12 protein-coding genes and 1 pseudogene are annotated in these 14582 nt (G+C 55.6%); 12 read left to right on the forward strand and 1 reads right to left on the reverse strand.

The window, feature by feature from the left end:
• The 4 genes from dnaA to gyrB all read left to right on the forward strand — a co-directional run.
• The coding region (dnaA, locus tag ACJ9Y9_RS00005; protein ID WP_230122613.1) for a chromosomal replication initiator protein DnaA at positions 1-1395 on the forward strand (1395 nt) is incomplete at its 5' end.
• A 4-nt stretch (positions 1396-1399) separates the two neighbouring features.
• Positions 1400-2500 carry a DNA polymerase III subunit beta gene (gene dnaN, locus ACJ9Y9_RS00010; protein WP_008500170.1) on the forward strand — a complete coding sequence of 367 codons (1101 nt, stop codon included), beginning with the start codon at positions 1400-1402 and terminating at the stop codon, positions 2498-2500.
• A complete protein-coding gene (recF, locus tag ACJ9Y9_RS00015) occupies positions 2500-3573 on the forward strand; it encodes a DNA replication/repair protein RecF (protein ID WP_013094779.1) in 1074 nt (357 codons plus the stop codon). Before dnaN ends, recF begins: the two co-directional genes overlap by 1 nt.
• Positions 3574-3601: 28 nt before the next feature.
• A complete protein-coding gene (gene gyrB, locus ACJ9Y9_RS00020; RefSeq protein WP_028017779.1) occupies positions 3602-6013 on the forward strand; it encodes a DNA topoisomerase (ATP-hydrolyzing) subunit B in 2412 nt (803 codons plus the stop codon).
• 32 nt (positions 6014-6045) lie between these two features.
• On the opposite strand, the gene ACJ9Y9_RS00025 is transcribed toward gyrB, so the two are convergent.
• Positions 6046-6981, reverse strand: a complete 936-nt coding sequence (locus tag ACJ9Y9_RS00025) for a LysR family transcriptional regulator (RefSeq protein WP_028017780.1) — start codon at positions 6979-6981, stop codon at positions 6046-6048.
• Positions 6982-7091: 110 nt separating this feature from the next.
• Here ACJ9Y9_RS00025 and ACJ9Y9_RS00030 point away from each other — a divergent pair, with 110 nt between their 5' ends.
• From ACJ9Y9_RS00030 to ACJ9Y9_RS00065, 8 genes and pseudogenes are all read left to right on the forward strand, one after another.
• On the forward strand, positions 7092-8117 hold the full coding sequence (locus tag ACJ9Y9_RS00030; protein WP_028017781.1) for an NAD(P)-dependent alcohol dehydrogenase: 1026 nt from the start codon (positions 7092-7094) through the stop codon (positions 8115-8117).
• Between the two features lie 115 nt (positions 8118-8232).
• Positions 8233-9045 carry a sugar-phosphatase gene (gene yidA, locus ACJ9Y9_RS00035; RefSeq protein ID WP_028017782.1) on the forward strand — a complete coding sequence of 271 codons (813 nt, stop codon included), beginning with the start codon at positions 8233-8235 and terminating at the stop codon, positions 9043-9045.
• A gap of 225 nt (positions 9046-9270) precedes the next feature.
• On the forward strand, positions 9271-9960 hold the full coding sequence (gene dgoR / locus ACJ9Y9_RS00040; RefSeq protein ID WP_003861109.1) for a D-galactonate utilization transcriptional regulator DgoR: 690 nt from the start codon (positions 9271-9273) through the stop codon (positions 9958-9960).
• Entirely contained in the window at positions 9957-10835 is an 879-nt protein-coding gene (locus ACJ9Y9_RS00045; RefSeq protein WP_028017783.1) for a 2-dehydro-3-deoxygalactonokinase, read from the forward strand. Before dgoR ends, ACJ9Y9_RS00045 begins: the two co-directional genes overlap by 4 nt.
• A complete protein-coding gene (locus ACJ9Y9_RS00050; protein ID WP_028017784.1) occupies positions 10819-11436 on the forward strand; it encodes a 2-dehydro-3-deoxy-6-phosphogalactonate aldolase in 618 nt (205 codons plus the stop codon). Before ACJ9Y9_RS00045 ends, ACJ9Y9_RS00050 begins: the two co-directional genes overlap by 17 nt.
• Entirely contained in the window at positions 11433-12581 is a 1149-nt protein-coding gene (gene dgoD, locus ACJ9Y9_RS00055; protein ID WP_028017785.1) for a galactonate dehydratase, read from the forward strand. Before ACJ9Y9_RS00050 ends, dgoD begins: the two co-directional genes overlap by 4 nt.
• A 74-nt stretch (positions 12582-12655) precedes the next feature.
• Entirely contained in the window at positions 12656-13993 is a 1338-nt protein-coding gene (locus ACJ9Y9_RS00060) for an MFS transporter (RefSeq protein WP_080282780.1), read from the forward strand.
• A gap of 51 nt (positions 13994-14044) precedes the next feature.
• Positions 14045-14524: pseudogene (locus ACJ9Y9_RS00065) on the forward strand (DUF3748 domain-containing protein); the annotation flags it as partial.
• Positions 14525-14582: the final 58 nt, after the last annotated feature.

Raw genomic sequence — 14582 nt, forward strand, 5'->3', positions numbered from 1 at the left:
GTGTCACTTTCGCTTTGGCAGCAGTGTCTTGCCCGATTGCAGGATGAGTTACCAGCCACAGAATTCAGTATGTGGATCCGCCCGTTGCAGGCGGAACTGAGCGATAACACGCTGGCTTTGTATGCGCCAAACCGTTTTGTGCTCGATTGGGTAAGGGACAAGTACCTCAATAACATCAATGGACTGCTGAACGATTTCTGCGGGTCAGATGCCCCACAGCTGCGCTTTGAAGTGGGCACAAAGCCGGTCACCCAAACCGTTCGTGAAACCGTGAACGTAGCAGCGCCTGCTCAGGCTGCTCCTGCTCCGGCCCCTCGCGTCGCACCCGCTCGTCAGGGCTGGGATAATGTTCCTGCCCCTGCTGAGCCAACCTACCGCTCTAACGTTAACGTTAAACACACGTTCGATAACTTCGTTGAAGGTAAGTCGAACCAGTTAGCGCGCGCGGCGGCTCGTCAGGTTGCGGATAACCCCGGAGGTGCCTACAACCCACTGTTCCTTTATGGCGGCACGGGTTTAGGTAAAACGCACCTTCTGCATGCAGTGGGTAACGGCATTATGGCGCGCAAGCCGAATGCGAAAGTGGTGTATATGCACTCCGAGCGCTTCGTTCAGGACATGGTAAAAGCCCTGCAAAACAACGCGATCGAAGAGTTTAAACGCTATTATCGTTCCGTTGACGCCCTGCTGATCGATGACATTCAATTCTTTGCTAATAAAGAACGATCGCAGGAAGAGTTTTTCCACACCTTCAATGCGCTGCTGGAAGGCAATCAACAGATCATTTTGACCTCGGATCGTTATCCAAAAGAGATCAACGGTGTTGAAGATCGTCTGAAATCCCGCTTCGGCTGGGGCCTGACTGTGGCGATCGAGCCACCAGAGCTGGAAACCCGCGTTGCGATCCTGATGAAGAAAGCCGATGAAAACGACATTCGCTTGCCGGGTGAAGTGGCGTTCTTCATTGCCAAGCGTCTGCGCTCCAACGTGCGTGAGCTGGAAGGGGCACTGAACCGCGTTATTGCTAATGCCAACTTTACCGGCCGTGCGATCACGATCGATTTTGTGCGTGAAGCGCTGCGCGATTTGCTGGCATTGCAGGAAAAATTAGTCACCATCGACAATATTCAAAAGACGGTGGCTGAGTACTACAAGATCAAAGTGGCAGATTTACTGTCTAAACGTCGTTCCCGCTCGGTGGCGCGTCCGCGTCAGATGGCGATGGCGCTGGCAAAGGAGTTAACCAACCACAGTCTGCCGGAAATCGGGGATGCGTTTGGTGGCCGTGACCATACGACCGTGCTGCACGCTTGTCGCAAGATTGAGCAGTTACGTGAAGAAAGCCACGACATAAAAGAAGATTTTTCCAATTTAATCAGAACATTATCATCGTGACGCTATGAAATTTACTGTTGAACGTGAACATTTATTAAAACCGCTGCAACAGGTGAGTGGCCCCTTAGGTGGCCGCCCAACGCTGCCTATTCTCGGAAACCTGCTGCTTCAGGTCGCGGACGGTACGCTGTCGCTGACCGGCACAGACCTGGAAATGGAAATGATCGCGCGCGTTACGCTGACTCAGCCACACGACGCGGGTGCGACCACGGTTCCGGCACGTAAATTCTTTGATATTTGCCGTGGGTTGCCGGAAGGCGCTGAAATCGCCGTGCAGCTGGAGGGCGACCGCATGCTGGTGCGCTCTGGTCGTAGCCGTTTCTCGCTTTCCACGCTGCCTGCTGCGGACTTCCCGAACCTGGACGACTGGCAAAGTGAAGTTGAATTCACCCTGCCACAGGCGACGATGAAGCGTCTGATTGAAGCCACGCAGTTTTCTATGGCGCATCAGGACGTTCGATACTACTTAAACGGCATGCTGTTCGAAACCGAAGGTGAAGAGCTGCGTACCGTGGCGACCGACGGCCACCGTCTGGCGGTCTGTTCCATGCCAATTGGCGACTCACTGCCGAACCATTCGGTGATCGTGCCGCGTAAAGGCGTGATTGAGCTGATGCGTATGCTCGACGGTGGTGATACCCCGCTGCGCGTGCAGATCGGCAGCAACAACATTCGCGCTCATGTAGGTGATTTTGTCTTCACCTCGAAGCTGGTTGACGGTCGTTTCCCGGATTATCGCCGCGTATTGCCGAAGAACCCGGACAAAACGCTGGAAGCGGGTTGCGATAGCCTCAAGCAGGCGTTTGCCCGTGCCGCCATTCTCTCTAACGAGAAATTCCGCGGTGTGCGCCTGTATGTGAGTGAAAACCAGATCAAAATCACCGCTAACAACCCGGAGCAGGAAGAAGCAGAAGAAATTCTGGACGTCACCTACGCCGGAGCTGAGATGGAAATCGGCTTTAACGTCAGCTACGTGCTGGATGTGCTGAATGCACTGAAATGCGAGAACGTGCGCATCCTGCTGACCGATTCCGTTTCAAGCGTACAGATTGAAGATGCCGCATCGCAGTCGGCTGCCTATGTTGTCATGCCAATGAGACTGTAATGTCGCTCACCCGTCTGTTGATCCGCGACTTTCGCAATATTGAAAGCGCGGATCTTGCTTTATCCCCGGGCTTTAACTTCCTGGTTGGCGCGAATGGCAGCGGTAAAACCAGCGTGCTGGAAGCCATCTACACGCTCGGCCATGGCCGGGCGTTTCGCAGTTTGCAGATTGGTCGCGTCATTCGCCATGAGCAGGAGTCCTTTGTTCTGCACGGGCGCTTACAGGGTGAAGAGCGGGAAACCGCCATCGGCCTGACCAAAGACAAGCAGGGCGACAGCAAGGTACGTATCGACGGTACCGACGGCCACAAGGTGGCGGAGCTGGCACTGCTGATGCCAATGCAGCTGATTACACCGGAGGGGTTTACTTTACTCAACGGCGGCCCCAAATACAGAAGAGCGTTCCTTGACTGGGGATGCTTTCACAACGAAGCCGGTTTCTTTAACGCCTGGAGCAACCTGAAGCGTCTGCTTAAACAGCGTAACGCTGCACTGCGCCAGGTCACCCGTTACGCCCAGCTGCGTCCGTGGGACATGGAGTTAATCCCTCTCGCGGAACAAATCAGCCGCTGGCGTGCCGAATACAGCGCAGGCATTGCCGAAGACATGGCGGATACCTGCAAACAGTTTTTACCTGAGTTCTCTCTCACCTTCTCCTTCCAGCGCGGCTGGGAGAAAGAGACGGATTATGCCGAGGTGTTAGAGAGAAACTTCGAGCGTGATCGCATGCTGACCTACACCGCGCATGGCCCGCACAAGGCGGATTTCCGCATTCGTGCCGACGGTGCGCCGGTGGAAGACACGCTGTCGCGCGGGCAGCTTAAGCTCCTGATGTGCGCGTTACGCCTGGCACAGGGGGAATTTCTCACCCGCGAAAGCGGGCGACGCTGCCTGTACCTGATAGATGATTTTGCCTCGGAACTTGACGACGCGCGGCGTGGGCTGCTTGCCAGCCGCTTAAAAGCCACGCAGTCGCAGGTTTTCGTCAGCGCGATTAGCGCTGAACACGTTATGGACATGTCGGACGAAAATTCGAAGATGTTTACCGTGGAAAAGGGTAAAATAACGGATTAACCCAAGTTGAAATGAGCGAGAAACGTTGATGTCGAATTCTTATGACTCCTCCAGTATCAAAGTCCTGAAAGGGCTGGATGCGGTGCGTAAGCGCCCGGGTATGTATATCGGCGACACGGATGACGGCACCGGTCTGCACCACATGGTATTCGAGGTGGTAGATAACGCTATCGACGAAGCGCTCGCGGGTCACTGTAAAGACATCGTGGTCACGATCCATGCGGATAACTCCGTCTCCGTCACCGATGATGGTCGTGGCATCCCAACCGGTATCCACCCGGAGGAAGGCGTGTCCGCTGCGGAAGTTATCATGACTGTGCTGCACGCAGGCGGTAAGTTCGATGATAACTCCTATAAAGTTTCCGGCGGTCTGCACGGCGTAGGTGTCTCCGTGGTTAACGCCCTTTCGCAGAAGCTGGAGCTGGTTATTCAGCGCGAAGGCAAAATTCACCGCCAGCTGTATACCCACGGCGTGCCGCAGGCACCGCTGGCCGTCACTGGCGATACCGACAAAACCGGTACCATGGTGCGCTTCTGGCCAAGCCTGGAAACCTTCACTAACGTCACCGAATTCGAGTACGACATCCTGGCGAAACGCCTGCGTGAACTGTCGTTCCTGAACTCTGGCGTCTCTATTCGTCTGCGTGATAAACGCGACAACAAAGAAGACCACTTCCATTACGAAGGTGGTATCAAGGCGTTCGTTGAGTACCTGAACAAGAACAAAACGCCAATTCATCCAAATATCTTCTACTTCTCCACCGAAAAAGACGGTATCGGCGTAGAAGTGGCGTTGCAGTGGAACGATGGTTTCCAGGAAAACATCTACTGCTTCACCAACAACATTCCACAGCGTGACGGTGGTACTCACCTTGCAGGCTTCCGTGCGGCGATGACCCGTACCCTGAACGCCTACATGGACAAAGAAGGCTACAGCAAAAAAGCGAAAGTCAGCGCCACCGGTGACGATGCCCGTGAAGGCCTGATTGCTGTGGTTTCCGTGAAGGTGCCGGATCCGAAGTTCTCCTCACAGACCAAAGACAAACTGGTTTCTTCTGAGGTGAAATCGGCGGTTGAACAGCAGATGAACGAACTGCTGAGCGACTACCTGCAGGAAAACCCGTCTGACGCGAAAATCGTTGTCGGCAAAATTATTGATGCGGCACGTGCCCGTGAAGCGGCGCGTAAAGCCCGTGAAATGACCCGTCGTAAAGGCGCACTGGACTTAGCAGGCCTGCCAGGCAAACTGGCTGACTGTCAGGAACGTGACCCGGCGCTGTCTGAACTGTACCTTGTGGAAGGGGACTCCGCGGGCGGTTCTGCGAAGCAGGGCCGTAACCGTAAGAACCAGGCTATCCTGCCGCTGAAGGGTAAAATCCTCAACGTTGAGAAAGCCCGTTTCGACAAGATGCTCTCTTCTCAGGAAGTGGCGACGCTCATCACCGCGCTGGGCTGCGGCATTGGCCGTGATGAGTACAACCCGGACAAACTGCGCTACCACAGCATCATCATCATGACCGATGCGGACGTCGACGGCTCGCACATCCGTACGCTGCTGTTGACCTTCTTCTATCGTCAGATGCCGGAAATCGTTGAGCGTGGCCACGTCTACATTGCACAGCCACCGCTGTACAAAGTGAAGAAAGGCAAACAGGAACAGTACATCAAAGATGATGACGCGATGGATCAGTACCAAATCGCCATCGCCCTTGATGGTGCGACTCTGCACGCCAACTCCAGCGCACCAGCGCTGGCAGGTGAGCCGCTGGAACGCCTGGTGTCTGAGTTCAACGCCACGCAGAAAATGATTGGTCGTATGGAGCGTCGTTATCCGAAAGCGCTGCTGAAGGAGCTGGTTTATCAGCCAACGCTGACCGAAGCTGACCTGAGCGATGAACAAACCGTGACCCGCTGGGTGAATACCCTGGTAAGCGAGCTGAACGAGAAAGAACAGCACGGTAGCCAGTGGAAATTCGATGTTCAGCAGAACGCCGCTCAACAGTTCGAGCCGATTGTTCGCGTGCGTACCCATGGTGTCGACACCGACTATCCGCTGGAGCACGAATTTGTGACCGGCCCGGAATACCGCCGTATCTGCACGCTCGGTGAGAAGCTGCGCGGTCTGATCGAGGACGATGCGTTTATCGAACGTGGCGACCGTCGTCAGCCGGTAGCCAGCTTCGAACAGGCGCTGGACTGGCTGGTGAAAGAGTCCCGTCGCGGTCTGTCTATCCAGCGTTATAAAGGTCTGGGTGAAATGAACCCGGATCAGCTGTGGGAAACCACTATGGATCCGGAAAGCCGCCGCATGCTGCGCGTGACCGTTAAAGACGCGATTGCTGCTGACCAGCTGTTCACTACCCTGATGGGCGATGCGGTTGAACCACGTCGTGCCTTCATCGAAGAGAACGCCCTGAAAGCGGCTAATATCGATATTTAATGCAGTAATACTGCAAAACACAGGCCGCGCTTTTAGCGCGGCTTTTTTGTGGGCACAGGCATATCCAGCGACATCACTGACGGTAAACGGCTCGCCAGCGTATCTATAGCAATTCTTACCCTTAGCGGCAGATGCGGTGTCTGCTGCCAGACCGCGTGAACGTCGAAACGCACATCCGGTGCCTGCTTTAAGAGCGGGATGAGTTTTCCCTGATGAATTTCTTTGCTGACCATCCAGCAGGGTAGCCATGCAATGCCGTGTCCGGCCAATGCTGCGTCGCAGATCGCCTGCAAATCATCCATATTGAGTGATGACCGGGGAATAAATGTGCGCGGCGTTCCGTCGTTGTCCATGAGTTGCCAGGGGAGCACTCTGCCTGCGCGCAGATAGTTAATGGCCGTATGCAGGGGTAAATCATCAACGCTTTGTGGCTGGCCTTTCTTCAGCAGATAATCCGGCGCGGCGCACAGCACCATGCGGTGCTCCCCCAGTCTTCTGGCAACCAGCACGCTGCTGTCCTGAAGCACGCCGTTACGCACCGCCATATCAAACCCTTCCTCGACAAGATCCACCACGCGGTCACTGAATGACATTTCCAGTTCAAGTCCGGGGTGTTCCTGCGCCAGTTCAATCAACAGCGGGGCGACGCACTGGCGACCAAACAGCACCGGCATGGCAACACGCAGGCGGCCACTGACCTGCTGTTTCCCTGTTTCAAGCAGTGATTCTGCACCGCGAATTTCCTCCAGCGCGCGCAGACAGCGCTCATAAAAAAGCGCGCCGTTATCGGTCAGGCTCTGGCTGCGGGTGGTGCGCTGGAAGAGACGAACGCCCAGTCGCTCTTCGAGGCGAGCGATACTTTTCCCTACCGCCGAGCGCGATAAATGCAGGCGAGTTGCGGCCTGAGCAAAGCTCCCCGCCTCAACGGCGGCCACAAAAACAGGAATATCCTTCAGTGTATCGGTCATGAATTGTATCCATTGTGGCGACAATAAAGAGAAAACTTATCGCCACTGGTGATGATGAGTCAACGGTAGACTGTGAGTCCTGAAACTCATTTGATGGCTGGAGAAATACAATGACAGAGACAATGCAACGCTGGTCGATGAATGCCCTCGGGCGTGAAAACCTCAGACTCATTCAGGAACCTGTTCCACAGCCTGGTCCGGGTGAAGTGCGCGTGCGGGTGAATGCCGTTGCGCTCAACTACCGCGATAAAATGGTGATTGAAGGCAACATGCCGATTTCACGTTCCTTCCCGTTTACGCCGGCGTCTGACATGGCGGGCGTGGTGGACAGCATTGGCGAAGGTGTGACACGTTTCAAACCCGGCGCTCGCGTCATCTCAACCTTCTTCCCTGAGTGGATCGACGGCAAGCCGCAGGCGGACGCGCGCAATTTGCCCTATAGAACGTCCGGTGGATACTTCCAGGGGATGCTGGCTGAATATGTGATTGTGAATGCAGACTGGCTGGTGGCCGCCCCGGAAACACTGGATGACGCAGAGGCCAGCACCCTACCCTGCGCAGGGCTTACCGCATGGTTTGCGCTGGTGGAACGCGGCCAGTTACGCGCCGGGCAATCGGTGCTGGTACAGGGGACGGGCGGCGTAGCGATATTCGCCCTGCAAATTGCAAAAGCACACGGAGCAGAGGTTTTTGTCACGTCCGGGAGTGATGAAAAACTGGCACTGGCCAAAAAACTCGGGGCTGACAAAGGGATCAACAGGCTGAAAGGTGACTGGGCTGAAGCCATTCTGGCGCTGACTCAGGATCGCGGTATCGACCATATTATCGAAACCGTAGGGGGTGAAAACCTGAAGCATTCCCTGCGCGCCGTTGCCGTTCATGGACGTATCTCGGTTATCGGCGTTCTGGCCGGGACCGAAATTTCACTCCCAGCTGGCGAGCTGTTGCTGAAATCTCCGGTTATTCAGGGGATTGGCGTTGGGCATCGTCGGGCGCTGGAGGATTTCGTTCAGGCTGTCGATGTAACCGGATTAAAACCTGTGATTGAGCATCGCTACCGTTTTGACGAGCTTGAACAGGCGCTTGAGCACCTTGATCGCGGTGCGTTTGGCAAAATAGTCCTCACCCGCGAGTGAATTGTCGTTCCCCGGGATAAGCCTGAAAAGGGGTGATCTGGTTGCGCAATCTAGCTCTATTTTTGTGTGCTTAATCGCGTTAGCATGGGTTGCATTCATTTATTCCGGGGACCTCATGGCTATCAAACTCATTGCAATCGATATGGACGGCACACTGCTGCTGCCAGACCACACCATCTCTCCAGCCGTTAAAAACGCAATTGCCGCGGCACGCGCAAAGGGCGTGAATGTGGTACTGACCACTGGCCGTCCGTATGCCGGTGTGCACAGCTACCTGAAAGAGCTGCACATGAATCAGCCGGGCGATTACTGCATTACTTATAACGGCGCGCTGGTGCAGAAAGCTGCGGATGGCAGTACGGTTGCGCAAACCGCGCTGAGCTATGATGACTACCTGTTCCTCGAAAAGCTGTCCCGCGAAGTGGGTTCTCACTTCCACGCACTCGATCGCAATACGCTCTATACCGCCAACCGCGATATCAGCTACTACACCGTACATGAGTCCTTCGTTGCGACCATTCCGCTGGTGTTCTGTGAAGCCGAGAAAATGGACCCGGCGACGCAGTTCCTGAAAGTGATGATGATCGACGAGCCTGAGATCCTGGATAAAGCGATTGCGCGCATCCCTGCCGAGGTGAAAGAGAAATACACCGTGCTGAAAAGCGCGCCGTACTTCCTCGAAATTCTCGATAAACGCGTGAATAAAGGTACCGGTGTTAAATCACTGGCCGATGCGCTGGGCATCAAACCTGAGGAGATCATGGCCCTGGGCGATCAGGAAAACGACATCGCGATGATTGAATACGCGGGTAAGGGCGTGGCAATGGACAACGCGATCCCGTCGGTAAAAGAAGTGGCCAATTTTGTCACCAAATCCAACCTGGAAGACGGCGTGGCGTACGCCATTGAGAAATTTGTCCTGCGGTAACAGCAACCAAAATCATCAGCCTCGGTTATCAACCGGGGCTTTTTTTTGCGCTGAATTTATTGAATTGTTCTTTTTGTGATCTTGATTGTAGTACAACATATATTGATTGTACTACATTGTCATCACGATAAAGATGAAAGGCCTCACGTTTGTACTGCAAAAGTGAGGCGAAATTCGGCGGGCACGGTAAAGTAGTGATGGACATACAGAGCACAAGGACTCTCCATGACGCTTAACAAAACCGATCGCATTGTCATCACGCTGGGCACTCAAATTGTGGGGGGCAAATACGTCCCGGGTTCGCCGCTCCCTGCTGAGGCCGAACTGTGTGAGGAGTTTGAAACCTCGCGCAACATCATCCGGGAAGTGTTCCGCTCGCTGATGGCGAAGCGGCTGATTGAAATGAAACGCTATCGCGGCGCGTTTGTCGCTCCTCGCAACCAGTGGAACTACCTCGATACCGACGTATTGCAGTGGGTTCTGGAAAACGACTACGACCCACGGCTGATTGGCGCGATGAGTGAAGTCCGAAACCTGGTGGAACCGGCCATCGCCCGCTGGGCGGCGGAGCGCGCAACCTCCGGCGATTTGGCCCAGATTGAGTCGGCTTTAAACGACATGATCGCTAATAACCAGAACCGGGAGGCGTTCAACGAGGCGGACATTCGCTATCACGAGGCGGTGCTGCAGTCGGTGCATAACCCGGTGTTACAGCAGCTTAGCGTGGCGATCAGCTCGCTACAGCGAGCGGTATTTGAACGAACCTGGATGGGCGATGAGGCCAACATGCCAAAAACGCTCCAGGAACATAAAGCGTTGTTCGATGCGATAAGGCATCAGGACGGCGATGCGGCAGAGCAGGCGGCCCTCACGATGATCGCCAGCTCGACACGAAGGTTGAAGGAAATCACATGACATCTCGCTACATCGCAATTGACTGGGGATCGACCAACCTGCGCGCCTGGCTTTATCAGGGCGAGCAGTGCCTGGAGAGCAGGCAATCAGAAGCAGGCGTGACGCGCCTGAACGGTAAATCCCCCGAGGCGGTGTTAGCAGAGGTGACGCAAAACTGGCGCGATGGCGCCACGCCGGTGGTAATGGCGGGCATGGTCGGCAGCAACGTGGGCTGGAAAATCGCCCCTTACCTGCCGGTTCCTGCGCATTTCTCTGCCATTGGCGAGCAGTTAACGTCCGTTGATGACAATGTCTGGATTATTCCCGGCCTGTGCGTCTCTCGCGACGATAACCACAACGTGATGCGCGGCGAAGAGACACAGTTGCTTGGCGCGCGCACGCTTTCTCCTTCTTCTGTTTACGTCATGCCCGGTACGCACTGCAAGTGGGTGCAGGCCGATGCTGAGCAAATCCATGATTTTCGCACCGTAATGACCGGCGAACTGCACCATTTGCTGCTGACGCTTTCGCTGGTGGGGGCGGGGTTGCCAGCGCAAGAGACGTCGCCCGCAGCGTTTACCGCCGGGCTTGAGCGTGGTCTCGCATCACCTGATGTTCTGCCGAAACTCTTCGAAGTTCGCGCCTCGCACGTGCTGGGAAATCTCCCGCGCGAGCAGGTTAGCGAATTTCTCTCAGGCCTGCTGATTGGCGCAGAAGTCGCGACCATGCGCGATTTTGTCCCGACCGGACAGGCAATCACGATTGTTGCCGGAAGCGCGTTAACGTCGCGCTATCAGCAGGCATTTCACGCTATTGGGCGTGATGTGGCGGCGATCTCCGGCGATACGGCATTTCAGGCAGGAATAAGGAGCATCGCTCATGCAGTGGCAAACTGATCTTCCCCTTATCGCGATTTTGCGCGGCATTACGCCCGATGAGGCGATCGCGCACGTAGGCGCAGTGATTGACGCCGGGTTCGATGCGGTGGAAATCCCGCTCAACTCTCCGGAGTGGAAAAAAAGTATTCCGGCCGTGGTGGATGCCTTTGGTGATAAGGCACTGATTGGCGCGGGAACAGTGTTACACCCGGAGCAGGTGGATGAGCTGGCGAAAATGGGCTGCAAGCTTATCGTCACGCCCAACATTAATCCTGAAGTGATCCGCCGCGCGGTGAGCTACGGCATGACCGTCTGTCCGGGATGTGCGACAGCTACGGAAGCCTTTACTGCCCTCGATGCGGGCGCGCAGGCGCTCAAAATTTTCCCGTCATCGGCCTTTGGCCCGGACTACATCAAAGCGCTGAAAGCGGTATTACCCGCCAGCGTGCCGGTCTTTGCCGTGGGCGGCGTAACGCCAGAAAACCTGGCGCAGTGGATGAAAGCCGGTTGTGTGGGGGCGGGGCTGGGCAGCGATCTCTATCGCGCCGGGCAGTCAGTTGAACAAACCGCGCAGCAGGCGACAGCATTTGTGAAAGCGTATCGAGAGGCAGTGAAATGAAAATTACCAAACTCACCACGTACCGTTTACCCCCGCGCTGGATGTTCCTGAAAATCGAAACCGACGAAGGCGTTGTCGGCTGGGGCGAGCCGGTGATTGAAGGGCGTGCGCGCACCGTTGAAGCGGCAGTGCATGAGCTGGGCGAATACCTGATTGGCCAGGATCCGGCGCGCATTAACGACCTGTGGCAGGTGATGTATCGCGCGGGCTTCTACCGTGGCGGTCCGATCCTGATGAGCGCTATCGCCGGGATCGACCAGGCGCTGTGGGATATCAAAGGTAAAGTCCTGAATGCGCCGGTCTGGCAATTAATGGGCGGCCTGGTGCGCGACAAAATCAAAGCCTACAGCTGGGTGGGCGGCGACCGCCCTGCGGAAGTGATCGACGGCATTAAGCAGTTGCGCAATATCGGTTTTGACACCTTCAAGCTCAACGGCTGTGAAGAGATGGGCGTTATTGATAACTCGCGTGCGGTAGACCGTGCGGTAAATACCGTCGCGCAAATCCGTGAAGCCTTCGGCAACGAGATTGAGTTTGGTCTGGATTTCCACGGCCGCGTCAGTGCGCCAATGGCTAAAGTGCTGATTAAAGAGCTTGAGCCGTATCGTCCGCTGTTTATCGAAGAGCCGGTGCTGGCCGAGCAGGCGGAGTACTATCCGAAACTGGCTGAGCAGACCCATATTCCTATCGCGGCGGGTGAACGTATGTTCTCGCGTTTCGAGTTCAAACGCGTGCTGGAAGCGGGCGGCATTGCCATACTGCAACCCGATCTCTCCCACGCAGGCGGCATCACCGAATGCTACAAAATTGCCGGAATGGCGGAAGCCTACGATGTGGCGCTAGCACCGCACTGTCCGCTTGGGCCGATCGCGCTGGCTGCCTGTCTGCACGTGGACTTTGTCTCCCGCAATGCTGTGTTCCAGGAACAGAGCATGGGCATTCACTATAACAAGGGCGCGGAACTGCTCGACTTTGTGAAAAACAAAGAAGACTTCAGCATGGAAGGTGGTTTCTTTAAACCGTTAACGAAGCCGGGCCTTGGCGTGGATATTGACGAAGCCAAAGTCATTGAGCTCAGCAAAAATGCGCCGGACTGGCGTAATCCACTCTGGCGTCATGAAGACGGTTCCGTAGCCGAGTGGTAGTTCGCCGGATGGCGCTTCGCCACCGGACAAAAACCTTACCTACAAAAAATATAACCCTCTGTAAATTACAGGGCATGGTGAGCGGCTTCGCTATGCCCAAAATCTGGAGACAGATTGCGATGGATATTCCAGTTACTGCTACAAAAACCGGGCGTCGCCGCTACCTGACGCTGATTATGATCTTTATCACCGTGGTCATTTGCTATGTCGACCGCGCCAACCTTGCCGTGGCATCGGCCCATATTCAGGAAGAGTTTGGCATCACCAAAGCGGAAATGGGCTACGTCTTTTCGGCGTTCGCCTGGCTTTATACGCTGTGTCAGATCCCCGGTGGCTGGTTCCTTGACCGCGTAGGTTCTCGTTTAACCTACTTCATCGCCATTTTCGGCTGGTCCGTGGCGACCCTGTTCCAGGGGTTCGCCACCGGGCTGATGTCGCTAATTGGTCTGCGCGCCATCACCGGGATTTTCGAAGCCCCGGCGTTTCCGACCAACAACCGCATGGTGACCAGCTGGTTCCCGGAACATGAGCGTGCTTCTGCCGTTGGTTTTTACACTTCCGGTCAGTTTGTCGGCCTGGCGTTCCTGACGCCGCTGCTGATCTGGATCCAGGAGCTGCTGAGCTGGCACTGGGTGTTCATCGTCACCGGCGGGATCGGCATTATCTGGTCGTTTATCTGGTTCAAGGTTTACCAGCCACCGCGTCTGACTAATAGCATCACCAAAGCCGAGCTGGACTACATCCGCGACGGCGGTGGTCTGGTAGACGGCGATGCGCCAGCGAAAAAAGAGGCGCGCCAGCCGCTGACCAAAGCGGACTGGAAGCTGGTTTTCCATCGTAAGCTGGTAGGCGTTTATCTGGGTCAGTTCGCGGTTACCTCGACGCTGTGGTTCTTCCTGACCTGGTTCCCTAACTATCTGACGCAGGAAAAGGGGATCACTGCGCTGAAAGCTGGCTTTATGACTACAGTACCGTTCCTTGCGGCATTCTTCGGTGTACTGCTCTCGGGCTGGCTGGCGGATAGACTGGTGAAGAAAGGTGTCTCACTGGGGGTCGCGCGTAAGACGCCGATTATCTGCGGCCTGCTGATTTCTACCTGCATCATGGGCGCCAACTACACCAACGATCCGGTATGGATTATGACCCTGATGGCGGTGGCGTTCTTCGGCAACGGTTTTGCCTCCATCACCTGGTCACTGGTCTCATCCCTGGCGCCAATGCGCCTGATTGGCCTGACCGGTGGCGTGTTCAACTTTGTCGGTGGGCTCGGCGGCATCACTGTACCGCTGGTCATCGGCTACCTGGCCCAGGATTACGGCTTTGGCCCGGCGCTGGTCTATATCTCCGCGGTAGCACTGATCGGTGCGCTCTCCTACATTCTGCTGGTGGGCGATGTGAAACGAGTAGGCTAAATCCCGCTGATGTTTTACCCTGATGCGACAACTGCGCATCAGGGTATCTCCATGAAACAAATCACCTTCGCTTCCCGCCATCACCAGCTGACCAATATCAATACCTGGACGCCGGACAGCCAGTGGCTCGTCTTTGATGTGCGCCCGTCGGGCGCATCGTTCACCGGTGAAACCATTGAGCGAGTCAATGTCAGTACGGGTGAGGTTGAGGTGATTTATCGTGCCACTGACGGCGCGCATGTCGGCGTGGTGACCGTTCATCCCGCTGAAGATAAGTATGTGTTTATCCACGGCCCGAAACACCCGGATGCAGACTGGCACTATGATTTTCACCATCGTCAGGGGGTGATTGCGCATCATGGCCAGGTGAGCAACCTGGATGCGATGGATATCACCGCGCCTTATACCGCAGGCGCGTTGCGCGGCGGCAGTCACGTACACGTCTTCAGCCCGAACGGGCAGCTCGTTAGCTTTACCTATAACGACCATGTCCTGCACGAGCGCGATCCGAAACTTGATTTACGTAACGTGTGTCATTTTCAGAAGGTGACTGCACGGAATATCAAGAGTCGGCTGCACAGTCTTTTCT

Origin of the sequence: Enterobacter sp. CPE_E1241 (assembly GCF_045618265.1) — a bacterium.
GTDB lineage: Bacteria > Pseudomonadota > Gammaproteobacteria > Enterobacterales > Enterobacteriaceae > Enterobacter > Enterobacter adelaidei.

Coding starts and splice junctions, on each gene's coding strand:
- ACJ9Y9_RS00030 (WP_028017781.1), top strand. CDS start 7,092: ATGACAGAGACAATGCAACGCTGGTCGATGAATGCCCTCGGGCGTGAA.
- gyrB (WP_028017779.1), top strand. CDS start 3,602: ATGTCGAATTCTTATGACTCCTCCAGTATCAAAGTCCTGAAAGGGCTG.
- dgoD (WP_028017785.1), top strand. CDS start 11,433: ATGAAAATTACCAAACTCACCACGTACCGTTTACCCCCGCGCTGGATG.
- ACJ9Y9_RS00025 (WP_028017780.1), bottom strand. CDS start 6,981: ATGACCGATACACTGAAGGATATTCCTGTTTTTGTGGCCGCCGTTGAG.
- recF (WP_013094779.1), top strand. CDS start 2,500: ATGTCGCTCACCCGTCTGTTGATCCGCGACTTTCGCAATATTGAAAGC.
- yidA (WP_028017782.1), top strand. CDS start 8,233: ATGGCTATCAAACTCATTGCAATCGATATGGACGGCACACTGCTGCTG.
- dgoR (WP_003861109.1), top strand. CDS start 9,271: ATGACGCTTAACAAAACCGATCGCATTGTCATCACGCTGGGCACTCAA.
- dnaN (WP_008500170.1), top strand. CDS start 1,400: ATGAAATTTACTGTTGAACGTGAACATTTATTAAAACCGCTGCAACAG.
- ACJ9Y9_RS00045 (WP_028017783.1), top strand. CDS start 9,957: ATGACATCTCGCTACATCGCAATTGACTGGGGATCGACCAACCTGCGC.
- ACJ9Y9_RS00050 (WP_028017784.1), top strand. CDS start 10,819: ATGCAGTGGCAAACTGATCTTCCCCTTATCGCGATTTTGCGCGGCATT.
- ACJ9Y9_RS00060 (WP_080282780.1), top strand. CDS start 12,656: ATGGTGAGCGGCTTCGCTATGCCCAAAATCTGGAGACAGATTGCGATG.